Origin of the sequence: Marinobacter flavimaris (assembly GCF_045057155.1) — a bacterium.
Taxonomy (GTDB): Bacteria; Pseudomonadota; Gammaproteobacteria; order Pseudomonadales; family Oleiphilaceae; genus Marinobacter; species Marinobacter manganoxydans.
In genome coordinates, this window is the sequence record NZ_CP171359.1 from 3129946 (window position 1) to 3153293 (window position 23348).

Sequence of the window (23348 nt, forward strand, 5' to 3'; positions counted from 1 at the left end):
CTTTTTAACGATAGTATGACCAAACTCGGTTTATTCAACCAGCCCGGTCAGATCAACAAACCCCGGAGTGTAAAGAACAGGATCGCCGCCATCATGGCAGACGCCGGCACCGTGATGATCCAGGCCGCCGCAATGCGCACCAGGTGCGAACGTTTGACCATTTCTTCGCGGTAGATCTTCTTCAGGCGCTTGCGCTCGGACTTGGACAGAGGCACCTGCTTTTTCTTCTTGGCCTGCTTGAGCAGGTTCTCCATCTCCTCCACCGAGGCATTACGGAAATCATCCAGGAAGGGCTTGAGACGCTCCTGCTCGGCGGGATCATGGTGCTCCATGATCTTGTGCAGCTGGGTTGCGTAGTTGGACTTCAGGTACTCCCGGAGGAAGCCAACGCCGAACACGCCGCCAATAGCGATGTGGGTGGAGCTGACCGGCAGGCCCAATTGAGACGCAAGGATCACCGTGAGTGCGGCCGACAGGGCAATACAGAACGCCCGGGTCTTGTCCAGTTCGGTGATTTCACTGCCAACGGTCTTGATCAGACGCGGCCCGAACAGCATCAGGCCAACGGCCAGACCCAGGGCGCCCACCATCATCACCCACAGAGGAATGCTCGCCGACATGACAACCGAATCAGCAGAAAGGGCATCATTGATCGCCGCCAGCGGACCAATGGCGTTGGCGACGTCGTTGGCGCCATGGGCAAAACTCAGCAGTGCCGCGGCAAAGATCAACGGCCAGGTAAACAGGGTATTCACGCCTGCCGAGCTGTTCTCCATGGTCGATGCCATGCGGCCCACCAGGGTGCGCATAACGAAGAACACCACGGCGGCCGCGGCAAGCCCGATCAGCGTCGCCTCGAGAAAATCGACTTTGACGATCTTCTTGACGCCCTTGATCATCAGGTAGGTGCCAAAGGCCCAGGCCATGATCGCCACCAGCCAGGGAACAAAGGTCCTCGCGGCCGGAATGACCTCTCTTCGATAGAGCACAGTCTTCTTGATCGCAAACAGGAACAGGGCTGCCAGAGCACCGCCCAGCACCGGCGAAATCACCCAGCTGGCGGCAATCTTGCCCATCACCGCCCAATCAGCAATACCCCAGCCACCGGCGGCGATACCGGCACCCAGAACGCCGCCAACAATGGAATGGGTTGTAGACACAGGCGCGCCCATCCAGGTGGCCAGATTCAGCCAGAGGGCGCCAGCCAGGAGGGCGGCGGTCATCAGCCACACGAACGCCCTGCTCTCTTCCAGATTGGAGGGATCAATGATGCCACCCTTGATGGTGGAGACCACATCTCCGCCGGCGATGATCGCGCCACCGGCCTCGAAAACGGCTGCGATGAGCACAGCGGCACCCAGGGACAGGGCACCAGAACCCACCGCTGGCCCCACGTTGTTGGCAACGTCATTGGCGCCAATGTTGATCGCCATGTACCCGCCAATCACCGCGGCGGCCATCAGCAACATACTGTTGGGCATTCCCTGGCTGAATGATCCGACAGTCAGCCACACGCCAAGTAAGAAAAGCAGGCTGATGCCGACCCTGTATCGTTCCGTGGTAGGGCTGGTGAGAAGGGTATCCAGGAATCCGCTCGAACGGGCCATAACAGATCAGGTCTCGTTTAGTCTGTGAGGATTGGGGGCGAACGCTGTCGCGCGGCAACTATAATTTTTTTGACATGAAAATGAAATAAAACGGTCACAATTCACACAGACTAAACACATCACAGACTCGAGTGCAAAAACGCACTAAATTGACTCATAATCCCGGACATAAGCGCCAAAATCACAAAAACAGCAAAAAAAAGGTTCCCATGCCTCATTCAACTTCCTCCGGACAGCTCGCTGCCGGCGAACGGGAAGACGGCCAGGTCTCGCGTCTGCTCACCTGGCTCTCGGCAACCGCTATCGCTTTTCTGGTTGGCATCGGTACCAAGGCCTGGTTCGCCGGACACGAGACCCATGCCTGGGTGCTCTGGTCCTTCATCGGTCTGATTGCCGTGAACATGCTGCACTTTGCCAGCACCGGCAACCGGGCACGCCAGAAAGCCGGGATGATCGTTATTGTCGGCCTGCTTTTCACCTACCTGATTGCGTCCGGCGGCGAGAGCAACACCGGGCCACTCTGGTTTTACGTCTTCCCGCCTCTGCTTTTTTACCTGACTGACCTGAAAACCGGCACGGCGGTGTTGCTGTTCTGCTACCTGGTCGCGGTAGTGGTGTTCCAGTTTCCCGGGCTACCGCTGGTCTCGGCGGAATACAGCATGGATTTCAAGATCCGCTTTTTTGCGGCCCTGACCTTCGAATCGATTTTCTGTTTCGTCCTCGAAGCCAGCCGACTGAAAGCACGTAATGAACTTCTGGCGCTGGCCGAAACCCATGAGCACGCCGCCCGCACCGACGAGCTCACCGGGCTGGCCAACCGCCGTGAAATGCAGAACCGCCTGACCATGGAGTTTTCCCGCTACCAGCGCTCCGGCCACCACTTCTCCATTGCCCTGATCGATCTCGACCTTTTCAAACAGATCAACGACCAGTTCGGACACGACGCGGGCGACGATGTCCTGCGGGAGTTCGCTGCATTGATGCGAACCGTGATTCGGCAGGCGGATGTCGCGGCCCGATGGGGCGGTGAAGAATTTCTGGTGTTATTGCCTGACACTTCACTGCTCCAGGCCCTGAGCCTGGCTGAAAGACTGCGGTCGCAAGTTGCCAGGCACCCGTTCCGGTTCAGAGATCAGGCATTACCGGTAACCATCAGCGCCGGTGTCTGCTCCATCGCCAAGGCCCGGTCACTTGACGATCTTCTCAAACAGGCCGACCTGAACCTCTACAATGCCAAGGAATCCGGGCGCAACCGGATAGCACCGCGGGTTCGAAGCCAGGAAAGCGAACCTTCCCCCACCCACTCGCCTTGAGGCGAGAAAGCACTCCCGCTATGATCGTGCGCCACCGAACGACCGTATGAACAGTGCCAAGGCAGCGAGCAGATAACCTATGACATCAATCAGAATCCTGGTGGGCAGCGTCTATGGCGGCGCGCTCCTGACGGCCAGAACGCTCAAGAAAGAGCTTGAGGGGGAAGGTCACCACGTGACCGTGTTGGAAAATCCGGCACTGGATGACATCACGTCGAACAACGATGCGCTACTGGTATGCACATCGACAACCGGACAGGGCGAGCTTCCGGCCAATCTGCTGCCCTTCTACCTGGACCTGAGGGACCAGTTGCCACAACAACCCGGCCGGCCGTTTGGCATCATCGTCCTGGGTGACAGCTCCTACGGAGATACTTTCTGTGGCGCTGGCGACCTCATGGAGGAAGCGCTTTACGAAACCGCTGCCCGTAAGGTTGGTGACACGCTTCGGATTGATGCCCTGGAAACCATGGAACCGGAGGCCGAAGCGCTGCCCTGGGTCCGGGGGTGGCTGGAGCAGATCTGAGACACGGCTACAAAAATTTGCCAATCAGGCTCTGCCAGCGACTTGAGCCGCCAAAGACGACACGCCATACTCCCAGAGACAATGACAATTAAGCGGTACGACGTGGCATCCACCCTCTGGCTTCGTTTACTGATAACACTTTTGCTGTTATCCGGCCTGTCCGCCCCATCCTTCGGGGCCGAGGATTCCTATGTTCCGCAAATCGAGTACCTGCGCGTTGCCCCCGACAACAAGCTGACGGTCAGTGAAGCCCTGGCCTCCGACAGCTGGCAAACTCTCGAGGAAAAAAGTCCGAATTTTGGCTATATCCGCGATACCGTCTGGCTTCGGTTTCCGGTATCGCAGCCGGCGACCATCAACCTTCTTGAAGTTCGCTACTCGCAATTGGATAAAGTGACCTTCCACCTGATTGAGAACGGCCGAATCGCACGGCGGGTGGAGACCGGAGACCACGTTCCGTTTGAACAGCGCCCGATACTGCACCGCCATTTCCTGTTCCCCTTCGAGCAAAGCATAGCCAGCGAGTACCAGATTCTGCTGGAGGTGCGCACCGAGGGGGCCATGCAGATTCCGGTTCGTCTCTGGAACGCCCAGGCGTTCTTCGAGCATTCTTCCACCGAAGACCAGATGCACGCGCTTTACTACGGCATCCTGATCACGGTGATTTTCTTCAACCTGTTTATTTTTGCCGCGCTACGAGAGCCGGTATACCTGCTCTACGTGCTCTCGACACTCGGCTATCTATTACTTATCGGAAGCCTGAATGGCTCAACTTATCAGTTTCTCTGGCCTGACAGCCCTGCCCTACAGAATCAGATCATGTTGCTGGCTGTGCCTTTCTCTCTTTTCTTCACCCTGGTGTTCTCCCGCTCATTCCTGAAACTTGAACACACCGGGCCTGTTCTGAACCGGCTCGTACTGTTCATGATCTCACTGAATGCAGTGGTTGGTCTGATGACATTCTTTCTGGACTACAGCACGGGCAGCCGACTGACCGTGGCCCTGGCAATACCCAGCTGCCTTTTGCTCACTGTTCTGGGGCCCGTGCAATGGTGGAAGGGGAACCCGCAAGCCGGTTATTACACGGTGGCCTGGGCGGCACTGACACTGGGCAGCGCAATAACCGCGGCCAACAAGTACGGCCTGCTGCCAAACAATTTTGTGACCACCTACGGTATGCAGATTGGGTCGGCACTGGAGGCCATTCTGCTCACGCTGGCCCTCGCGGCGCGAATTTATCAGGAACGCCAGGACAAGGTTGACGCCCGGGAAGCCGAACTGAATGCTCTGGCAGCACGACGGTCAGCAGAGCTGAAACTGATGGATCATGCGCTGCATAATCCCCTTACCGGCCTCCCCAATCGGAGCAGCCTGGAAATGATGCTGAACGACCTGATGCTGCGCAGCCCCGAGCGACGCTATGGCGTCGCCGTCATCCACCTGAATAACCTGCAGTCGGTCACGAAGACGCTGGGGCATCGCAACAGCGACCGCATTCTGGCGCTGGCATCCAAGCACTACAATGCCGTGGCGAGGGAGCTCCCGGGCGCCTTGCCGATTGAGCAGAGTGATCAGCGCAATTTCTACCTGGCGTCACTGGACCCACAGACATTCGCCTTTGTTGTCGACGCCGATGCAACCGGCCACGTTCCCAGAGCCATTCTGAAGGCGCTGGAGGGCATACGCTACCCGATCGACTATCTGGGCATGCAGATACCTCTGGACCCCGCCCTGGGAGTGGCAATTTTTCCCGAGCACGGCACCGATGCCAATACCCTGATACGTCGGGCAGTGATCGCTGAAGGATCCGACTCTGCGCGGGAACGTGGCATAGCCTATTACAAATCCAAAAAGGACTCCTACAGCGCCGACCGATTGACCCTGGTGTCGGAGCTACGGCATGCGCTCAATACCAACGAGCTCGCTCTGTTCATGCAACCCAAGCAGAGCCTGAAAACCGGTCGAATCGTCGGAATTGAGGTTCTGATCCGTTGGCCCGGCCGGGTAACCCCCCTCCGCGCCGACGAGATCGTCAGCCTGGCCGAACAGACGGGGCTGATCAAACCAATGACCCGATGGGTTCTCGAACAATCGCTTGAGCTACGGTCGCGATTGTTGGAGCGCGGCTGGCCCCTGAACATATCCATCAACATTTCACCCAACAACCTGCGCGAACCGGATTTTCCCATTTTTGTGCAGCGCCTGATGAGCAGCTACCACAGCCATCGGGGCGCAATCATTTTTGAAGTAACGGAAACGTCCATGATGCAGGACCCGGCCAACTCCCTGCGGGCGCTGAACTCGCTGAGTGCCACGGGAATCCCCGTGTCGATCGATGACTTCGGGTCCGGTTATTCCTCACTGTCCTACATCAAACAGCTCCCAGCGAGCGAGGTCAAAATCGATCGGTCGCTGGTCACCGAGCTGAACACCGAGGCGGAGGACCGCGTGATCGTCCAGACCACGATAGACATGTGCCATAGCCTCGGCTACCAGGTGGTGGCCGAAGGCGTCGAGGATGAGGTCACCGCCAATCTGCTCAGGGACATGGGTTGCGACATGATCCAGGGCTACCTGCTGACACCGCCACTGCCCTTCGACGAAATGATGGATTGGCTTGATAAGAATCACCAGCAGCCGGACCATCGCAAACTGGGCTAGCCGGCTAGGACCTCTGACGAATCAGTGCTTCCTGGGTAGTGGATGCCACCAGCACACCGTCCTGATTGAAGAAATTACCCCGATTGAATCCCCGTCCGGCCGAAGCGCTGGGGCTATCCTTGTCATACAACAGCCATTCGTCCATGCGGAAATCCCGGTGGAACCAGATCGAGTGATCAAGGCTGGCCACCTGCAGCCCTTTGCTCATGAATGTCAGGCCGTGCGGGTTCAGGGAAGTCCCGAGGAACTGGAAATCCGATGCGTAAGTGAGCAGGCAACGGTGAAGCACGGGATCGTCTGGCAGATGCCCCTGGGCCCGGAACCAGCTCTGCTTGTGGGGCGGCCGCTTCTCCGGTTTCAGGGGATTGACCGGATTCACCGGGCGGATCTCGATCGGGCGGTCCCGGGTCAGAATCGGGCGCATCTTCTCGGGTACCTGGGGTGCCAGCAGTTCGCCCCATTCCTGTTCCGAGCGAAGTGTTTCCGGGTCCGGCGCATCCGGCATGGTCAGCTGATGCTCGAATCCTTCCTCGGCTACCTGGAACGACATGGAACCGGTCAGGATTTCCTTGCCGTCCTGGCGGGCAATCACCCGACGTACCGAGAAACTGCCACCATCACGGACCCGCTGGACCTCGTAGTCGATGGGCATGTCCTGATTGCCGGGGCGCAAAAAGTAGGCATGAAGGGAGTGGCAAAGGCGACCTTCAACAGTTCGGCTGGCCGCCATCAACGCCTGACCAAGAACCTGCCCGCCAAACACGTTTGGAAAGCCCAGATCCTCGCTGTCCCCCTGGAAATGGTCGTCACCGATGGGCGAGAGATCCAGCAACTCCACCAGTTTCTTGGTTACCTCAAGCATGCCTGCTCCTGTGATTTCGTTAGCACACGAAGGAGTTTTCTACCGCAAGCGGCGAAATTTCGCAATGAAAAGCCGTCGCCGGCCAAGAGAAAGCAGCCCCGTGGTATCGGGGCTGCGGATTGGAGTCCGGCTAATCAGCCGTGTATCGGAGGCACTTCCTTGGACAGGGCCTGTTTCTCCACGGCATAGCTGCCGGTTACCGCAAACCCCAGTACATCGCCCCCGGCGCTCTTGAACAGCGCCTTGACGCTGGTGCCATCCTGCTCAACTTCCCAGTTGCCCTCGGCTTCCGACGGTGGTGGACAGACGGCGGTCGGGCAGCAGGGGGTCTTGATCATCACCGGCATGGTGCCATAGCTCACTTCGGTGCGCTCACCGAGCAAGGTTTTTGCAAGCGCCCGGGAACAGGCCATCAGCGGCAGGACATAAAGCAGCACGTGGCCGTCGACTTCGGCGCAATCACCGAGTGCGTAGACATCCGGCGCGGAAGTCTCGAGCGCGCGATTCACTACGATGCCCCTGGCCGTCTCCAGCCCGGCAGCCCGGGCCAGATCGGTCCTCGGGCGCAGGCCCACAGCGGACAGTACCAGATCAGCGTCCAGAGTCTCGCCATTGGCCAGGGTCAGACTGACCCCGTCACCCCTGCGGTCGATCCGATCAACCACGGTTCCGAGATGAAACCCGACCCCCAGGTTCTCGAGCTCCTGCTGGACAGCATGAGCGGCCGCCTCCGGCAGCAGCCCCGGCATCACCTCCTCGGAAGGAGCAATCACGTCAACCTCGTAACCGCCATTGCGCAGGTCGTTGGCAAACTCACAACCAATCAGACCGGCTCCCATGATCGCCACCCGCTTGCCGTCGCCCAGGGCGTCCCGGAAGGCACGGTAATCCATCAGGTCATTGATCGAAAACACATGCTCCTGGCCATCACCGTCCAGGCCAAGCCGGATCACATCGGCGCCCCAGGCCAGAACCAGCTTGCTGTAGGCAAGTCGTTCATCACCGAGAATCAGTTCGTGGGCCTCGGTATCAATGCCGGTGACCGTGGCAAATGTGCGAATCCGGACATTCAGCTGATCCGCCATGGCGTCGGTACCGCCCTGGGCCAGGCCATCGGCGTCCTTGCCCTTGGTAAAGCCGGTGGACAACATGGGCTTGGAGTAGCTCACGCCATCGTCGGCGGTAACCATCAGAACCGGGGTCTCCTTGTCCTGCTTCCGGATTTCCCGCGCCAGGGAATAACCGGACAAACCGGTACCGACAATAATGATGGGGGCCTGTTCAGTCATAACCGTGTTCCTGTATTTAACTCACCTGGGCGGGTTTTACCGGCCGTGCCGGGTGCTATCAACCGATCTCGATCATTTCAAAATCTTCCTTGCCGACACCGCAATCCGGGCATACCCAGTCTTCCGGTACGTCTTCCCACTTGGTGCCCGGCTCAATGCCGTCCTCGGGCCAGCCTTCGGCTTCATCGTAAATCAAACCACACACCACACACTGCCACTTCTTCATAACGTTCTCCCAACATCAGACGGGCGCAATAATAATTGTCGGACAATATTACACGCAAGTGTTTTATTCAGTTAACAGATACGAACAACTGTCGAAACAGGCCATCATACCCATCGCCCCGGTATTGACCAATGCCAATGCCGACGGTCCGGTCAGGGGATTTCTGCCAATAGCCACAAATACAGATCTGACAACCGGGGTGGCCCCTCCCTTCTGCAGGCCCTGTCCGGTATAATCGCCCGTTTTACGACAGGACCGACCGATATGACCGATACCGTCGCCGAAATGAACCAGGTTATGGCCGAAGCCGACTGCCTCGTGGATGAACAGCAGGTACAGACTGCAATCGGCAACCTGGCCGACGATATTACCGCCCGCCTGAAAGACAGCAACCCCCTGTTGTTCTGCGTGATGAACGGCGGGCTGATCCTGACCGGACAACTGCTACCCCGGCTCCGGTTTCCGGTCCAGGCCGAATACCTGCATGCCACCCGCTACCGTCAGGAAACTACCGGCGGCATTCTCGAGTGGAAACTGCAGCCCGAAGCCGATATGAACGGCCGTACCATCCTGATTATCGATGACATTCTGGATGAGGGGACGACCCTGTGCGCCATCGCCGACTACTGCCGCGCTCACGGTGCCAGTGAGGTACTGACGGCCGTTCTGGTCGACAAGCAACATGACCGGAAGGCCCGTCCGGATCTGAAGGCCGATTTCACCGGCCTGGAAGTGGAAGACCGCTTCCTGTTCGGTTACGGCATGGACTACAAAGGCTACTGGCGCAATGCCCCCGGCATCTATGCAGTCAAGGGTCTCTGACATCGACAGTCACCTGACCATACCCCCGACGGACTGGTACCAATCGCTGACGGCCGCCGGCCTTCTTAACCCGGAGGTTCACGGGCCTGCCCGCTATTGGCTGCAGGTAGAGGGCTCGTTTACAAGAGCCCTGCAGAAACAGTGCAGCCATTCCTTTCACGTGGAGGTCCGCCGGGAGGGCTTTGCAACGCCGACACAGGAAGAGGCCCGGCGCCTGCGCATTCCCCACCGTCAACACGCCTGGATACGGGAAGTCAGCCTGTGCGGCGACAACCAGCCCTGGGTATTGGCCAGGACGGTCATTCCCCTGAAGTGTCTGGAGGGCGAGGGGCGCCGGCTGCTTCACCTGGGCAATCGACCTTTGGGCGCCTACCTGTTCACCAGCCCCCACTGGCAACGGGGCCCTCTGGAAACCGGCCTCTGCAGACCGGTAATCCCGGGACAGCCGGAACTGGCAAGGCGCTCCCTGTTCAGTGGCCACAACAGCTCCCTGCTGGTTGGTGAATACCTGCTACCGGCGCTGTTTCAGCGGAACACGCTTTAACCGGCCTCCCGCGACTGGCTATAATCCCAGCACTCATTCAATTCGAAGAACACCAGACGGACGCGCGCCATGCTGCCTGACGCTGTGCCAGAACCTATCCAGCGCCGGTTGGCCGACTACGCCAGCCTGCTCAGAATCGACCGCCCGATCGGAACCCTGCTCCTGCTGTGGCCGACCTACTGGGCCCTGTGGCTGGCAGGCGATGGCAGCCCCGGGCTTGGCAATGTCATTATTTTTACCCTGGGCGTCTTCTTTATGCGCGCTGCTGGCTGCGCCATCAATGACTTCGCCGACCGCGACTGGGACAAGCACGTCAAACGCACCAAGGATCGCCCGCTCACCGCCGGCCGGGTCAAACCCTGGGAAGCAGTAGCGCTCTTCGCCGGCCTGTGCCTGGTTTCCTTCCTGATGGTGGTCCTGTTCACCAACCCGCTGACCCTGTATCTGTCGTTCGGCGGCGCCCTGCTGGCGTTTATTTACCCGTTCATGAAGCGTTACACCCATTTGCCGCAGCTTTTTCTGGGCGCGGCCTTTTCCTGGGCCATTCCCATGGCCTGGGCGGCGGAAGCCGGTGAACTGAGCCAGCTCACCTGGCTGCTGTTCACCGCCAACGTGCTATGGACCGTTGCCTACGACACCCTGTATGCCATGGTGGATCGGGATGACGATCTGAAAGTGGGCATCAAGTCCACGGCCATCCTGTTCGGAGAAGCCGACAAGGCGATCATTGGCATGCTGCAGGCCATGGTTGTACTGATCCTGATCATGGTGGGCCATCGTGCCGAGCTGGGCACCTTCTACTATCTGGGCGTCGTGGCCATGGCCTGCCTGTTCATTTACCACCAGTACCTGGCGCGGGAACGTGAACGGGACGGCTGCTTCAAGGCGTTTCTGAACAACAACTGGGCCGGCTTTGCCGTTTTTGCCGGCCTTGTAATTGATCTCATGGTCAGCTGAACCTGTCATATACTTGTAACACTTGGGCGTTGTAATGAGCGGTGTCCCGCCTGGCTGCTTTCTTAAGCTACTGAGCTTCTGAAAAGCCGAAGAGCTAGGCGTGCTGATGAAGGTTTGGTGGTTCCAAATCGAAACAGCAGAACAACGCTATTCGGCTTTTCAGAAGCTCCCGAAGGGCTCACCTCTGAGGGCTCTGAGCCCGCGTTACCAGTCTTTGATGTGGAACCACCACACCTGCAGACTGGCGCCTAGTTCAGAACCCTCAGAGGTAAGCAGTAGCTTAAGAAAGCAGCCAGGCGGGACACTGGCAACAAATCAAGGTCTGACACAGGTTAAAAGCTCATGACTGGAAAAACTGTCCTGATCGTCGATGATGAGGCCCCGATCCGCGAGATGATCGCGGTGGCCCTCGAAATGGCGGATTATGACTATCTGGAGGCAGCGGACGCCCGGGAAGCCCATGCCCTGATTGTCGACAAACACCCGGATCTCGTACTCCTCGACTGGATGCTGCCCGGCACCAGCGGCGTGGAACTGGCACGCCGCCTCAAGAAAGAAGAAGCGACCGCCGACATTCCCATCATCATGCTCACCGCCAAGGTCGAGGAAGACAACAAGATCCAGGGCCTGGAAGTTGGTGCCGATGATTACATCACCAAACCGTTCAGCCCCCGGGAACTGGTCGCCCGCCTGAAAGCCGTGCTTCGGCGTGCGACGCCGCCGGGCGTAGACAGCCCGATTGAAGTGGAAGGCCTGACGCTGGATCCGGTCGGGCATCGGGTCACCACCCAGAATGGCGCCCTTACCATGGGCCCGACAGAATACCGACTGCTTCAGTTCTTCATGACGCACCAGGAACGGGTATATACTCGTTCCCAACTCTTGGACCAGGTCTGGGGTGGCAATGTCTATGTTGAGGAGCGGACCGTGGATGTGCATATCCGCAGGCTCCGCAAGGCGCTTGGCGACCAGTACGACCACCTGATCCAGACCGTACGCGGAACCGGTTACCGCTTCTCGACCAGAGCCGCGTAAGTAACTCCGGCCAGCTGAGCATCAGCCCCGGAACGGACACAAGGCAGTTTTTGATGCAGCACAACTGGTCACGATACCTGCGCTACATTATCGGTGGCCTGATTGGCTCCACCCTGGTTGGCCTCTATTTCGGTGAGCCCGTTTACGGCCTTACCCTCGGGCTGATCGTCTATCTCTGGTGGACGCTGCTTCAGGCCAGGCGTCTCTACCAGTGGCTGTCCAACCCCAGCGCTACCGACGAAGCCCCGCAGAGCATCGGCCTGTGGGGCGATATTTTCGACAACCTTCACAAACTGCATCAGACCCACCTGAGAACCCAGGACCGGTTGAGGGCCCAGATCAATCGGGTGCAGGAATCCACCAACGCCATGCGCGATGGCGTGATCATGACCGATTCCCGCGGCGCCATGGAATGGTGGAACGGCTCCGCCGAGTATCTGCTGGGTTTCCGGCGCAACACCGATCAGGGCCAGTACATCCATAACCTGATCCGCACGCCGGCCTTCAAGACCTATTTCGATTCACGGGATTACCGCGAGCCCCTGGAGATACATTCGCCGGCCAGACCTCACATTCACCTTCAGATCCAGATCAGCCTGTTTGGTGACGACGACCGCCTGATTGTCGCCAAGGACGTAACACGGCTGTACCAGCTCGAACAGATGCGCCGGGACTTTGTCGGCAATGTGTCCCACGAGATGCGCACGCCCCTCACGGTCATCAGCGGCTACCTCGAAACCCTGGTGGACAATGCTGCCGACCTGCCGCCTAAGTGGCGCCGGGCCATTAACACCATGGCTGCCCAGTCATCCCGGATGGAAGCCCTGATCACCGATCTGATCCTGCTCTCACGTATTGAAACCGGGGAGCAAACGGTCAACGACACCCTCACGGACGTCGACCAGTTGCTGACCCAGATCTGTCATGACGCCCGGGCGCTCAGTGGCGAAAAACAGCACGAGATTACCGTGCATATCGGCGACCACCGCCTGCTGAAAGGCGATGAAAGCCAGCTGCGCAGCGCTTTCTCGAACCTGATATTCAATGCGGTGAAGTACACCCCTGCAAATGGCCAGATTATCGTGTCCTGGTCCACCAACCGGGAAGGCGCACACCTGTCAGTCAGGGATACCGGCATCGGTATCGACCCGGTCCATATCCCCCGTCTGACAGAACGCTTCTATCGGGCCGATCCCAGCCGCCACAAGGACACCGGCGGCACCGGCCTTGGCCTGGCAATCGTCAAACACGTGCTGCTCAACCACGATGGCAATCTGGAGATTCGCAGCCGGATTGGCGAGGGCAGTGAATTTATCTGTCATTTCCCGCGGGAGCGACTGGTCGAGCGGATCCCCGAGAGGGCAGAGAGCTAGCGCATACCCGCGCGGAAGCGGGCGACAAACCTCGACAGGTCCTCCAGCTTTTTCGGGTCTTCATCGACAAAACGAATGGTAACGCTGACAAAGTCCGTGTCCTGGCGTTTGTCCACCGCCTGCAACTGGTGCACATAGCCGTTCAGCCTCGCCATCTGGCCCTCGGCGATCTCGATGTCCACCACCGCCTGGTCGAGAATCCCCGGGAATACCTGGTCCCGCTTCGCGATCACCCGCACCTCCGTCAGATTGATATCCTTGACCACCGATTTCAGGGTGCTCTCGGCGAAGCGTACCGAGGCCAGGCTCATGGGCGCCCGGGCCGAGGTCGGCCTTGTCGTTGCCGAAGGCTCGGGCCGGGGGGAGGAGGGCGGTGACTCGGCGGAAACCTCCGCCGCGGCTTCGGGCTTGCGGGTCAGCAGGTTGGCCGACTCTTTGAAGGCATCGGCAGGGCTGGCCATGGATTTGCCGCTCCGGTCCATGGCATCTTTCAGTTTGCGGCCCATCACCTTGATAATTTTCTTGCTCAACCCCTCGGGGCTGAACGGTTTGCCAAGGTATTCGGAAACGCCGCCTTTGACCGCTTCGATCACGTGATCCTTGTCGCCCCGGCTGGTGATCATGATAAAAGGCACGTTTTCGTACTGGGGCTGCTGGCGCATCCATTGCAACAATTCCAGCCCGGACATTTCTGGCATCTCCCAGTCGCACAGAATCAGGTCAAACGCGGTCCTCGACATCAATGACTGCGCTCGCCGGCCGTTCTGGGCGTCGGTAGTCTCGATGACCGGAAAACGCTGGCGCACGGTTCGCTTGACCAGATCACGTACAAAGCTGGCGTCATCCACCACCAGCGCTTTCAGCATTGCCATAGCTCAGACCTTCCCCTATCCACAACCCGGTTCTATGGTGCAACTATAGAACAAACACCCACGCCAGAAACCTGTCGGCAACAAAAAGACCACAATCGCCGTTTTTCGGGAACCGTCAGGTTAAAGAATTGTCACTCCACGGGAGCCAGGACAGTGTTTCTCCGGCTGGAAAACGCGCTAACATGGGCTCAGGATACTCCACGTTCATCAGCCTGATAGAGGTTTTGTGTGCTGACCAAACCTGCAAGGATTCTTCGCCAGGGCGGCGTTACTCGCGGCTTATTGTTTTCCGGTTTTCTGTCATGTCTGTCACTGCCCGCCATTGCCCAGGACAGCGCTGAAGTTGAGCCAGCGGGATTTGCCGAATGCAAGGCCCGGCTTCAGGAGCAGGCCATTGCCGCCGGGGTCAGCAGCAAGACCGCCAGCGAGGTGATGTCCGAGGTCCAGCATCTGGCACGGGTGATCGAACTGGACCGGCGGCAACCGGAGTTCACCACTACCTTTGCCGACTACCTGAACCGGCGGGTTAACGATGCCCGGGTCAACACCGGCCGCGAACTGTTGCAGGAACATCAGGAGCTGCTGGCCAGAGTCACCCGGGAAACCGGCGTGCCCGCGCCTTATTTGGTGGCCTTCTGGGGCCTGGAAACCAATTTTGGCAGCTATTTCGGCAAGATGCCGGTACCCAGCTCCCTGACAACACTGGCCTGCGATCCTCGCCGCAGCACTTTCTTTACCGAGCAGTTGATCGCGGCCCTGCGCATTATTGACGAGGGCGCCATACCGGCAGACCAGATGGAAGGTTCCTGGGCCGGCGCCATGGGCCACGTTCAGTTCATGCCGACGGTTTTCCTGAAACACGCGGTGGATGCCGATGGTGATGGCCGCAGGGATCTGTGGAACAGCCTTCCGGATGCCATGATGTCTGCGGGCCGGTTTCTCGAATCCATGAACTGGGACGGCGACTACCGTTGGGGCCGCGAGGTACTGTTACCCGAGAATTTCGACTATTCCCTTGCGGACGGGCGCCGTCTGCCACTCGAGCAGTGGCGCGAAATGGGCATTACGGATGCCTTCGGCAAGCCACTGGCCCGCGAACCGATTAATGCCGCCCTCGTGGTGCCGGCAGGACACCGCGGGCCGGCGTTTCTTGCCTATCACAACTTCCGCGTGATCATGGGCTGGAACCGCTCCGAGTTCTACGCCATCGCGGTTGGTCATCTGGCTGAGCGGATTGCCGGCGCGGGTAAACTGCAAAATCCGCCGCCCGAAGACGCGCCTGCGCTGTCCCGCGCCAACATCATCAACCTACAGAAAGCCCTGCAGCAACGGGGGTATGAGCCAGGCAACCCCGATGGCATCATGGGCCCGGCAACGCGGTCTGCCATCCGTCAGTTCCAGGCTGCCAACAACCTGGTGGCTGATGGCTACCCCGGTGAATCGGTGCTGGCGGCGCTGGAAATACCTGCAGGACAGTGATCCACCGGGGAGTCGGTGGCCTACTACTGCAGGACACCGTTTTGATGCGAGACTGATCTGACATGGATTCACTCACCCAGGCCGCCCTGGGCGCCTCCCTGGCCGGCGCCGTAGCCGGCAAGACTCTTGGCCGCTCGGTTTTGCTGACAGGCGCAGTTCTGGGCACCCTCCCGGATCTGGATGTTGTCATCGATTACGGCACCGCAGTGGCCAATTTCACCCAACACCGTGGATTCAGCCATTCGTTGTTCGTTCTGGCCCCTCTGGCAGTGGCCCTTGCCTGGCTGCTCTGGCGCTGGAAACCACAACTGAGTTTTCAGCGGTGGCTCGCCCTGACGGGGCTGATCCTGATTACCCATCCTTTGCTGGATGCCTTCACCACCTATGGCACCCAGCTGTTCTGGCCCATCGGGCCACCCATAGCCGTCAGCAGCATTTTTATCATCGACCCGCTATACACCCTGCCCCTGCTGGCAGGCTGCCTGTTTTTTCTCGCCCGGCCGCCCGCCAAAACAGCGATAGTTGCAGGCCTGGCAGTGTCCACCCTGTACCTGGGCTGGAGTGTTCTGGCCCAGCAAGTGATGACACAGCGAGTTCAACCCGCGCTTGCGGCCGCCGGCCTGGAAAACCCGGACCTGCTGGTTCAGCCCATGCCATTCAGCACACTGTTGTGGCGGGCGACGGCTCTGCAGGGTGATCAGCGGATAGAAATAGTCACCGGCTTTCTGGATGGCGACACGCCGCTGAATCTTGAATACTTTCCACGCCGCCCGGAGCTGGCGAGCGAAGTCTCGGACCTGCCCGAGGCCCGGCGACTTGAATGGTTCACCCGGGGCTTCCTGGATTACGACCAGGCCGGCGACCGCATCACGGCCACCGACATCCGGCTGGGCATTCCAGGCGCGCACCCGTTTACCTTTGTTCTGGCGACCCGCAATGGCAGCGGCATCGACCCCACGGCGAGCTTTCGGACTCCACGCCCACCAGTAAGCTCCGAAGCCCTCGGGCTGCTCTGGTCTCGGATGATTGCCGAAACGCCGGTGCTCTGCCTGGCCAGTCTGAGCTCCCCGGCACCCGGACAACGCTGCTGAACACCATGCGACTGGACCAGTTTATTGCCAACAGCACCGAGCTTTCCCGAAAAGAGGCCAAGCGGGCCATCGGCCGCGGAGAAGTAACGATCAATGAGCAAATCTGCAAGGGCGCCAACACCCGCCTGGCCGGGGATGAACGGGTGGCCTTGTCAGGCACCCTTCTGAGCCTCCCGGGCGAGCGCTATCTGATGATGAACAAGCCAGCAGGCGTGGTGAGCGCGACGACCGACAGCGACCATCCAACAGCGCTGGACCTGTTGCCAGCAGACATCACCCGACATCTCCATATTGCCGGGCGCCTCGATGCAGATACAACCGGCCTGCTGTTACTGACCACCGATGGGCAGTGGTCTCACCGGGTCACCTCACCGCGAACCGACTGCCCCAAGACTTACCGGGTAACCCTGAACGAACCTCTGAGCGACGCCGCGGCACAGCAACTGGAACGTGGTGTGGACCTGCATAATGATCCCAGGCCGACGCGACCGGCCCGGGTGCATTTTCTGGAAGACAAGATCATTGAGCTGACGATTTCGGAGGGGCGCTATCATCAGGTCAAGCGCATGATGGCAGCCGTTGGCAACCACGTGGAAGCCCTTCATCGTGTCCGCATTGGACAGGTCGAACTGGACGATGCGCTGATGCCCGGCGAATACCGGGAACTGACCGCCGAGGAAAGAGAGAGCCTGGCGTGATACTCAGGTGCGCTCGAAACGTTGCGCCTTGAGATTCTTGCGCACTGCACCGGCCTCGAACACTTCACCATTCATCGCGATATACACACCCGGCGGCAGCAGCTGCACCGCAGCCCAGGCAAACCCGACATTGAATACCGCATCGGTTCGGCGCATCCGGGCCGGCTGCATCGCGCCGGTCAATACGATGGTCTTGTCCTTCAGGCCGGACAGCACCGCCGCAGTATCGGCCATGGTGTCCGTGCCGTGGGTGATAATGATTCGGCCACAATCGCATTCACTGGCCGCCGCCAGTACCTGCTGGCGATCATCATCGGTCATCTCCAGGCTGTCCTTGCGCAGCAGTTCCCGCAGGCGATAGCCCTCGTGGATGTTGGATTCAGACAGCAGCTCCGGCAGCAGGCTGTGCCCTACCTCGAACTCGCTGTTGGCATCGAAGTAGACCTTGTCGATGGTGCCACCGGTCGTGAATATCTGGATCATAACGGGATTCCTTTCAGTGTCAGTTCACACTGACCGTACTGTTACCAGCGGTCGCGTATGACGCGTTCTTTTCCTGTTCGTAACGCCGGGCGGCAGCGGCCACCGAGCCCCTGGCTCCGGTATCAAGCCAGCGCTTTATCCGTCCGGCATCGCCCATCGGCGAGCGAGTACCGAGGGAATCAAGCAGCACGGTCACCACCTCTTTGCCGTTCATCTTCGAAATCATCACCAGGCAGCGCCCGGCCTCGGAGAGATAGCCGGTCTTGCTGAGGGCCACCCCCCAGCTATCCCGATGCACCAGGGCATTGGTATTCCCGAACGACAGGCTGTAACGGGGCTGCCGGAATTGCCCACGGAAATAACCGGTGGTGGAGTACTCCCGGATTTCCGGGTAATCAGCCGCAGCGTTTACCAGCTTTACAAGATCCGCGGCGGTTGAAAGGTTCTCCAACGACAGCCCGGTCGGATCAACAAACCGGGTACCGGTCATTCCCAGGGCCGCGGCCTTGGCGTTCATCGCCTCGATAAAGGCATCGAACCCGCCCGGGTGGTTACGGGCAAGGGTGTAGGCGGCAAAATTTTCGGAGGACATCAGTGCAATGCGCAGCACATCTTTACGCCGCATCTCCGAGTCGATGCGAATCCGACTGTAGGCGTTGGCGGCGGCGGGCGTATGCCGCTCATGAAAAGTCAGCCACTCATCCAGCGGCTCGCCGGATTCCAACACGACCAGCGCGGTCATGACCTTGGTGACAGAGGCAATGGGTACGGACCGGTCGGCATTCTTGCCGAAAATCAGCTTGTTATCACCAGCCACGGCAACCGCGGCATTCACCGAAGCGAGCCTGGGTCCACTGTCTGTGTCTGCCTCCCGCTTTTGGGATTCCCCCCCCGTTTGATGGGCCATAAGCGATCCAGGCAGCCAGAGCAACATCAAGATCACGAAAGGGGAAAAGCCGGCGAGTCTCATTTGTACAGATCCTGTGGTTTATTCATGCATCGCGCAACCGGTCCGGAAACAGGCTTCTAGAGATAGGATGGTCAGGGTTAACTATACCAGCGAATGTCTTGTTTGATCAGGTGAAAAGTTTCTTGCGCCAATTTCACGTAGCAAATGCAAGTGAGCTGAAAAACCATTAAAATTCGACCTGATCCATCGAGTCAGAAAACACCACTTAGCGGAACCGTCGCTTCATATGGATGACAGCACACATCAGACTGAAAAAGCCGTGCTGTCACAACTCCGAGCCCAGTCCGGGCTGACACCTTTTCGGCGGTGGATGCCCTTCCTGTTCCTGATGGCTGCCATGGCATACGGTCTGCTCGCAAGCCTCCTTCACGCGCCTGAAAATCCGGTTTCCGCGCTGTCGCACGTCGACTCTCCCGGGTCAGCGTCCCAGTCCTCCCGCATTGTGCAGATCGACTATCTGGTTGCGCCTCTGGAGCAGGTTATAGAAGACGAAAACTGGCGGCAGAAAAACTGGCAGGCGGCCCCGTCAGAGAACTCCGGCATTGGCTATTACAACGGACCTGTCACCTTCAAGGTGACGGTGGAGAACCTTGGAGCCACAAACGCCGAACAGTGGGTCCTTGTATCCGCCCCCTACATCGACCGGCTCAGACCCGCCATTCTCGATGAAAATGGCGCTTTCCAGCGGCTTCGTGACATGGGAGACCTTTACCCATTCGGTAACCGGCTGATTTCGCTACCACCGTGGATCTGGCCAGTTTCATTACCGGCGGGTACGACCACACTGTTGTTCGAGGTTCAGAATGCCGGCCCCACGCTACTACCCATTAGCATTCTGGAACCTGACAATGTTGTAAGCGACATCGCAGGAACCATGACCTGGAAGGCGTTCATCACTGGCCTCCTCGTCTTTGCGCTGTTGCTGAACCTCAGCTTCATGATGAAATTCAGACTCCCGGGGCTGGCCTGGTTGGGCGTTCTCACGCTATCCGTTATTCACGTGCAACTTGTCATGGAGGGCTTCGGGCTCTGGCTGATTTGGCCAGAATTCCCGGAAATAAACGCATTACTGAACATCAGCCTCTGTCTTTGCCTCATCTCACTTTGCCAAATCACGCCAAACTTTATCCAGGTCTCCAGACTCCCGAGACTGCTACTGAATGCAGCGAGTGTTCTTGGCCTTTTACATCTGCTGGCCATGCCACTGCGGCTACCGTTGCTCGGTCAGGACTCCTTCCTGATACTGGCCCTGACCGGTGGTTCAATGATTCTGGCCCTGACGCTAAAACAGGCCCGACACGAGGTGTATGCCCGCTATTTTGCGTTATCACTGCTCTTCATTCTCCTGGGTACAGTTATCTCGGCAGCACGGACTGTCGGCTGGGTCCCGGTGAACAGCTTTACCGATTCCGCCTTCTTTATCGGTGCAGCGGCCGCATCTCTGATCCTGACCAGCGGCATTGGCCGTCAGATATTGGAAGAGCGCAAAAAAAGGCTGGCTTCTGATATTCGGGCCCGCCAGGAACAAACGCTGCGATCTCACGTTGAGCAAAATTACAAGCAACTCCTCAAAACACACAGTGTTTCCGGCAAACCCAATCGGGCCATGCTGGAGGAGTCGTTGGATCAACTTGATAGCCACCAACAGCCCTACACCGTCGCCATGATTCAGTTGACCCGGTTTAACGAAATCGAGCAGGCTCTCGGCTATCGGACGGCAGAGGATCTGCTCAGAAGTTATCTGTGGGAGCTCGACGGATTCCTGAAACGGATCATGGGTGATCAGTTGATCATAATTGACGGCTATGCCCTCGCCAGCATTGATACGAGCAATCATGCCTTTGCCTTTTTCCATACTGACGCCCCGGACACTTACCCGGAAAAACTGAAAACGCTCATGAATTGGTTGGGAGAGAACTTCCGCGAGGGCCGGTTCTCGCTATCGTGGAGTTCATCGGTGGGTATCGCCCATGCTCCGGAGCATGGGGTCGACGCGTCAGATATCCTTTCATCAGCTGGCTTTGCTGCCCTGGATACGCATCAGCCCCTGACGGTCTACGACCCGGCTATCGCGGACTGGCAGTACCAGCAGCAAATGCTGATGCTGGATATCGAAGAGGCACTGGGTAATGGCTGCATATGGCTGGAATACCAACCAACCGTGCGAATACAGGACGCACGTATCGCTTCGTTGGAAGCCCTGATCCGCTGGCAACACCCGGACTTCGGCACGGTTGCTCCGGATCGGTGGATCCCATTAGCCGAACAGGTCGGGATGATTCACCACGTTACGCTCTGGGTGGTGGACCGCGTCTGTGAAGATATGAGCGCGCTGAAGGCCCGTCACGGGGACCACATTGCCGTTGCGGTCAACATTTCTGCAAACGATCTCACCCACCCGGACTTTCTGGAAAAGGTGAAGGCAATTGTGCAGCACCATGGGGCACAACCTTCCGATCTTATTCTGGAGATTACCGAAACAGCGATGATGGCTGACACAGCCTTGGCAAAAGTCGTTATTCGGACCCTGAGCCAAAGCGGGTTCAGAATTGCCGTCGATGATTTTGGAACCGGGCACTCGTCGCTGGGAACCCTTGCCACATTCGAGCTGGACGAGTTAAAAATCGACCGGAGTTTTCTCAGCGACATACTCACCCAACCCGCCCGACAGCGGATATTCCGAGCGGCGCTTGACCTGGGTGAGGCTCTCGACCTGGATGTTGTGGTCGAAGGTGTGGAGGAGGAAGCTATCGCCGCCTGGCTACAGCAGTTCCCCGGCCTGTATGGCCAGGGATACTACTGGGGCAAGCCAGAACAGCTGAAGACCTGAGCTCCAAGCAGATCAGGGCAAATCGGTCACAGCCCCTTTCGAGGCAGAACTTACGGTTCGCGAATACTTCGCCAACGTGCCTCGGGTGAAACGGGGTGGTGGAGCCTGCCAGGCCTGCCGACGACGTTCCAGTTCCTGATCCGAGACATCCAGCTCAATCCGGTTACTGACGGCATCAATGGTAATGGTGTCGCCATCCTCGACCAGCGCAATCGGGCCGCCCTCGGCCGCTTCCGGTGTGATATGGCCAACCACGAAACCGTGGCTGCCTCCTGAGAACCGGCCATCGGTAATCAACGCGACATCGCTGCCCAGGCCCTTGCCCATGATCGCGGAGGTGGGGCTCAGCATCTCCCGCATGCCCGGTCCGCCTTTGGGGCCTTCGTAGCGGATGACCAGCACATCGCCGGCCACCACTGTGCCGTCGAGAATCCGCTCCTGGGCTTCTTCTTCCGAATGGAATACCCGGGCACGGCCGGTAAAATGCGTGCCTTCCTTGCCGGTGATCTTCGCCACCGCTCCGGTTGGCGCCAGGTTCCCGAAAAGGATCCGCAGATGGCTATCCGCCTTGATCGGGTTGTCGAAGGCGTGAATGATGTCCTGCCCTTCCGGATAGGGGGCAACATCGGCCAGGTTCTCGGCCAGAGTCTGGCCGGTTACGGTCAGACAGTCGCCATGCAGCAGCCCGCGGTCCAGCAACATTTTCATCAGCGGCTGGATACCGCCGATGGCCACCAGCTCCGACATCATGTAGTGGCCGCTCGGGCGCAGATCCGCCAGCACCGGCACCCGCTTGCCAATCTCGACAAAGTCTTCCAGCTCCAGATCGACACCGACGGTGCTGGCCATGGCCAGCAGGTGCAGTACCGCATTGGTGGAACCGCCCAGGGCGATGACGACCGTAATGGCGTTTTCGAAGGCTTTCCGGGTCATGATGTCGCTGGGCTTGATGTCTTTCTCCAGCAGGTTCAGCACCGCAGCACCGGCACCTCGACAATCCTCCGCCTTGGTCTCCGACACAGCGTTCTGGGCGGAGCTGCCCGGCAGGCTCATGCCCATGGCCTCGATGGCCGACGCCATGGTATTGGCGGTATACATGCCACCACAGGACCCTGGCCCCGGAATCGCGGTTTCCTCTATCTGCTTCACCTCAATCAGATCCAGATCACCACGGGCGTGGGCACCCACGGCTTCAAACACGGAAATAATATCGGTGTGGTTCTCGCCAGGCATGATGGTGCCGCCATACACGAACACAGATGGCCGATTCAGACGCGCCAGGCCCATCATGCAACCGGGCATGTTCTTGTCGCAGCCACCGATCGCCACCAGGCCATCGAACCCTTCGCAACCGGCCACGGTCTCGATGGAATCGGCGATCACCTCCCGGGACACCAGGGAATACTTCATGCCCTCGGTACCATTGGCAATGCCGTCCGATATGGTAATGGTATTAAAAATCAGTGACTTGCCGCCTGCCTCATCGGCTCCGGCAGCCGACTCCTCGGCCAGTTGGTTGATGTGCATGTTGCACGGCGTGAGGTTACTCCATGTGGACGCAATGCCGATCTGGGGCTTTTTGAAATCCTCATCGGTAAACCCGACGGCCCGAAGCATGGCACGGCTGGCGGATTTGCCAATGCCATCAACAACGGGGGCCGAATATTTCCGGCGCTTGTCCTGATTCTTGTCTTGCGTCATGGGAGTCTC

At 58.9% G+C, this 23348-nt stretch carries 20 protein-coding genes; 12 read left to right on the top strand and 8 right to left on the bottom strand.

What is annotated here, in order from left to right; translation table 11 throughout:
• Positions 1-47: 47 nt before the first annotated feature.
• A complete protein-coding gene (locus ACGK9W_RS14790) occupies positions 48-1607 on the bottom strand; it encodes an inorganic phosphate transporter (protein WP_405417310.1) in 1560 nt (519 codons plus the stop codon).
• Between the two features lie 209 nt (positions 1608-1816).
• Here ACGK9W_RS14790 and ACGK9W_RS14795 point away from each other — a divergent pair, with 209 nt between their 5' ends.
• The 3 genes from ACGK9W_RS14795 (at position 1817) to ACGK9W_RS14805 (ending at position 6107) form a co-directional block, all read left to right on the top strand.
• The gene (locus ACGK9W_RS14795; RefSeq protein WP_053113185.1) at positions 1817-2920 is read left to right on the top strand and encodes a GGDEF domain-containing protein; all 1104 of its coding nucleotides are present in this window, start codon (positions 1817-1819) and stop codon (positions 2918-2920) included.
• Between the two features lie 79 nt (positions 2921-2999).
• Positions 3000-3446 (top strand): flavodoxin, encoded by a 447-nt coding sequence (locus ACGK9W_RS14800; RefSeq protein ID WP_008173520.1) that lies wholly within the window; start codon positions 3000-3002, stop codon positions 3444-3446.
• 81 nt (positions 3447-3527) lie between these two features.
• Positions 3528-6107 carry an EAL domain-containing protein gene (locus tag ACGK9W_RS14805; RefSeq protein WP_405417312.1) on the top strand — a complete coding sequence of 860 codons (2580 nt, stop codon included), beginning with the start codon at positions 3528-3530 and terminating at the stop codon, positions 6105-6107.
• A 4-nt stretch (positions 6108-6111) separates the two neighbouring features.
• Here ACGK9W_RS14805 and tesB read toward each other — a convergent pair whose 3' ends face one another.
• From tesB to ACGK9W_RS14820, 3 genes are all read right to left on the bottom strand, one after another.
• On the bottom strand, positions 6112-6969 hold the full coding sequence (tesB, locus tag ACGK9W_RS14810; protein WP_053113187.1) for an acyl-CoA thioesterase II: 858 nt from the start codon (positions 6967-6969) through the stop codon (positions 6112-6114).
• Between the two features lie 134 nt (positions 6970-7103).
• Positions 7104-8258 carry an NAD(P)/FAD-dependent oxidoreductase gene (locus ACGK9W_RS14815; protein ID WP_405417314.1) on the bottom strand — a complete coding sequence of 385 codons (1155 nt, stop codon included), beginning with the start codon at positions 8256-8258 and terminating at the stop codon, positions 7104-7106.
• A gap of 58 nt (positions 8259-8316) precedes the next feature.
• Positions 8317-8484, bottom strand: coding sequence for a rubredoxin (locus ACGK9W_RS14820; protein ID WP_008173532.1), 168 nt, complete (start codon positions 8482-8484; stop codon positions 8317-8319).
• A gap of 264 nt (positions 8485-8748) precedes the next feature.
• Between ACGK9W_RS14820 and ACGK9W_RS14825 the strand changes: the two genes are divergently transcribed.
• The 5 genes from ACGK9W_RS14825 to phoR all read left to right on the top strand — a co-directional run bounded on the left by ACGK9W_RS14825 (position 8749) and on the right by phoR (position 13215).
• Positions 8749-9306: a hypoxanthine-guanine phosphoribosyltransferase gene (locus ACGK9W_RS14825; protein ID WP_405417317.1), complete on the top strand. Its 558-nt coding sequence runs from the start codon at positions 8749-8751 to the stop codon at positions 9304-9306.
• Entirely contained in the window at positions 9287-9850 is a 564-nt protein-coding gene (locus tag ACGK9W_RS14830) for a chorismate lyase (protein WP_008173535.1), read from the top strand. The genes ACGK9W_RS14825 and ACGK9W_RS14830 overlap by 20 nt, the downstream gene beginning before the upstream one ends.
• Before the next feature lie 69 nt (positions 9851-9919).
• On the top strand, positions 9920-10807 hold the full coding sequence (gene ubiA / locus ACGK9W_RS14835; protein ID WP_405417319.1) for a 4-hydroxybenzoate octaprenyltransferase: 888 nt from the start codon (positions 9920-9922) through the stop codon (positions 10805-10807).
• 342 nt (positions 10808-11149) lie between these two features.
• Positions 11150-11842: a phosphate regulon transcriptional regulator PhoB gene (phoB, locus tag ACGK9W_RS14840; RefSeq protein ID WP_104270801.1), complete on the top strand. Its 693-nt coding sequence runs from the start codon at positions 11150-11152 to the stop codon at positions 11840-11842.
• Positions 11843-11895: 53 nt separating this feature from the next.
• On the top strand, positions 11896-13215 hold the full coding sequence (gene phoR, locus ACGK9W_RS14845) for a phosphate regulon sensor histidine kinase PhoR (RefSeq protein ID WP_104270800.1): 1320 nt from the start codon (positions 11896-11898) through the stop codon (positions 13213-13215).
• Here the strand turns inward: phoR and ACGK9W_RS14850 are convergent.
• Positions 13212-14087 (bottom strand): response regulator, encoded by an 876-nt coding sequence (locus ACGK9W_RS14850; RefSeq protein WP_405417321.1) that lies wholly within the window; start codon positions 14085-14087, stop codon positions 13212-13214. The genes phoR and ACGK9W_RS14850 overlap by 4 nt on opposite strands.
• Before the next feature lie 228 nt (positions 14088-14315).
• On the opposite strand from ACGK9W_RS14850, the gene ACGK9W_RS14855 reads away from it, so the two are divergent.
• The 3 genes from ACGK9W_RS14855 to rsuA all read left to right on the top strand — a co-directional run bounded on the left by ACGK9W_RS14855 (position 14316) and on the right by rsuA (position 17355).
• Positions 14316-15566: a lytic murein transglycosylase gene (locus ACGK9W_RS14855; protein WP_405417323.1), complete on the top strand. Its 1251-nt coding sequence runs from the start codon at positions 14316-14318 to the stop codon at positions 15564-15566.
• 62 nt (positions 15567-15628) lie between these two features.
• Positions 15629-16657, top strand: a complete 1029-nt coding sequence (locus ACGK9W_RS14860) for a metal-dependent hydrolase (RefSeq protein ID WP_008173547.1) — start codon at positions 15629-15631, stop codon at positions 16655-16657.
• Positions 16658-16662: 5 nt separating this feature from the next.
• Complete coding sequence (gene rsuA, locus ACGK9W_RS14865; RefSeq protein ID WP_288367236.1) at positions 16663-17355, top strand: 16S rRNA pseudouridine(516) synthase RsuA; 693 nt, start codon at positions 16663-16665, stop codon at positions 17353-17355.
• A 3-nt stretch (positions 17356-17358) separates the two neighbouring features.
• On the opposite strand, the gene ACGK9W_RS14870 is transcribed toward rsuA, so the two are convergent.
• Together ACGK9W_RS14870 and pbpG are read right to left on the bottom strand one after the other, a co-directional pair.
• Positions 17359-17838: an asparaginase domain-containing protein gene (locus ACGK9W_RS14870; RefSeq protein ID WP_008173551.1), complete on the bottom strand. Its 480-nt coding sequence runs from the start codon at positions 17836-17838 to the stop codon at positions 17359-17361.
• Between the two features lie 19 nt (positions 17839-17857).
• Positions 17858-18745, bottom strand: coding sequence for a D-alanyl-D-alanine endopeptidase (gene pbpG, locus ACGK9W_RS14875; protein ID WP_405417326.1), 888 nt, complete (start codon positions 18743-18745; stop codon positions 17858-17860).
• 289 nt (positions 18746-19034) lie between these two features.
• Between pbpG and ACGK9W_RS14880 the strand changes: the two genes are divergently transcribed.
• Positions 19035-21638, top strand: a complete 2604-nt coding sequence (locus ACGK9W_RS14880; RefSeq protein WP_405417328.1) for an EAL domain-containing protein — start codon at positions 19035-19037, stop codon at positions 21636-21638.
• Between the two features lie 12 nt (positions 21639-21650).
• Here ACGK9W_RS14880 and ilvD read toward each other — a convergent pair whose 3' ends face one another.
• On the bottom strand, positions 21651-23339 hold the full coding sequence (gene ilvD / locus ACGK9W_RS14885; protein ID WP_008173555.1) for a dihydroxy-acid dehydratase: 1689 nt from the start codon (positions 23337-23339) through the stop codon (positions 21651-21653).
• Between the last annotated feature and the right edge of the window lie 9 nt (positions 23340-23348).

Bases quoted from the DNA above. Each gene is read 5' to 3' on its own strand.
- ACGK9W_RS14790 (WP_405417310.1), bottom strand. From the start codon at position 1,607: ATGGCCCGTTCGAGCGGATTCCTGGATACCCTTCTCACCAGCCCTACC.
- ACGK9W_RS14795 (WP_053113185.1), top strand. From the start codon at position 1,817: ATGCCTCATTCAACTTCCTCCGGACAGCTCGCTGCCGGCGAACGGGAA.
- ACGK9W_RS14800 (WP_008173520.1), top strand. From the start codon at position 3,000: ATGACATCAATCAGAATCCTGGTGGGCAGCGTCTATGGCGGCGCGCTC.
- ACGK9W_RS14805 (WP_405417312.1), top strand. From the start codon at position 3,528: ATGACAATTAAGCGGTACGACGTGGCATCCACCCTCTGGCTTCGTTTA.
- tesB (WP_053113187.1), bottom strand. From the start codon at position 6,969: ATGCTTGAGGTAACCAAGAAACTGGTGGAGTTGCTGGATCTCTCGCCC.
- ACGK9W_RS14815 (WP_405417314.1), bottom strand. From the start codon at position 8,258: ATGACTGAACAGGCCCCCATCATTATTGTCGGTACCGGTTTGTCCGGT.
- ACGK9W_RS14820 (WP_008173532.1), bottom strand. From the start codon at position 8,484: ATGAAGAAGTGGCAGTGTGTGGTGTGTGGTTTGATTTACGATGAAGCC.
- ACGK9W_RS14825 (WP_405417317.1), top strand. From the start codon at position 8,749: ATGACCGATACCGTCGCCGAAATGAACCAGGTTATGGCCGAAGCCGAC.
- ACGK9W_RS14830 (WP_008173535.1), top strand. From the start codon at position 9,287: ATGCAGTCAAGGGTCTCTGACATCGACAGTCACCTGACCATACCCCCG.
- ubiA (WP_405417319.1), top strand. From the start codon at position 9,920: ATGCTGCCTGACGCTGTGCCAGAACCTATCCAGCGCCGGTTGGCCGAC.
- phoB (WP_104270801.1), top strand. From the start codon at position 11,150: ATGACTGGAAAAACTGTCCTGATCGTCGATGATGAGGCCCCGATCCGC.
- phoR (WP_104270800.1), top strand. From the start codon at position 11,896: ATGCAGCACAACTGGTCACGATACCTGCGCTACATTATCGGTGGCCTG.
- ACGK9W_RS14850 (WP_405417321.1), bottom strand. From the start codon at position 14,087: ATGGCAATGCTGAAAGCGCTGGTGGTGGATGACGCCAGCTTTGTACGT.
- ACGK9W_RS14860 (WP_008173547.1), top strand. From the start codon at position 15,629: ATGGATTCACTCACCCAGGCCGCCCTGGGCGCCTCCCTGGCCGGCGCC.
- rsuA (WP_288367236.1), top strand. From the start codon at position 16,663: ATGCGACTGGACCAGTTTATTGCCAACAGCACCGAGCTTTCCCGAAAA.
- ACGK9W_RS14870 (WP_008173551.1), bottom strand. From the start codon at position 17,838: ATGATCCAGATATTCACGACCGGTGGCACCATCGACAAGGTCTACTTC.
- pbpG (WP_405417326.1), bottom strand. From the start codon at position 18,745: ATGGCCCATCAAACGGGGGGGGAATCCCAAAAGCGGGAGGCAGACACA.
- ACGK9W_RS14880 (WP_405417328.1), top strand. From the start codon at position 19,035: ATGGATGACAGCACACATCAGACTGAAAAAGCCGTGCTGTCACAACTC.
- ilvD (WP_008173555.1), bottom strand. From the start codon at position 23,339: ATGACGCAAGACAAGAATCAGGACAAGCGCCGGAAATATTCGGCCCCC.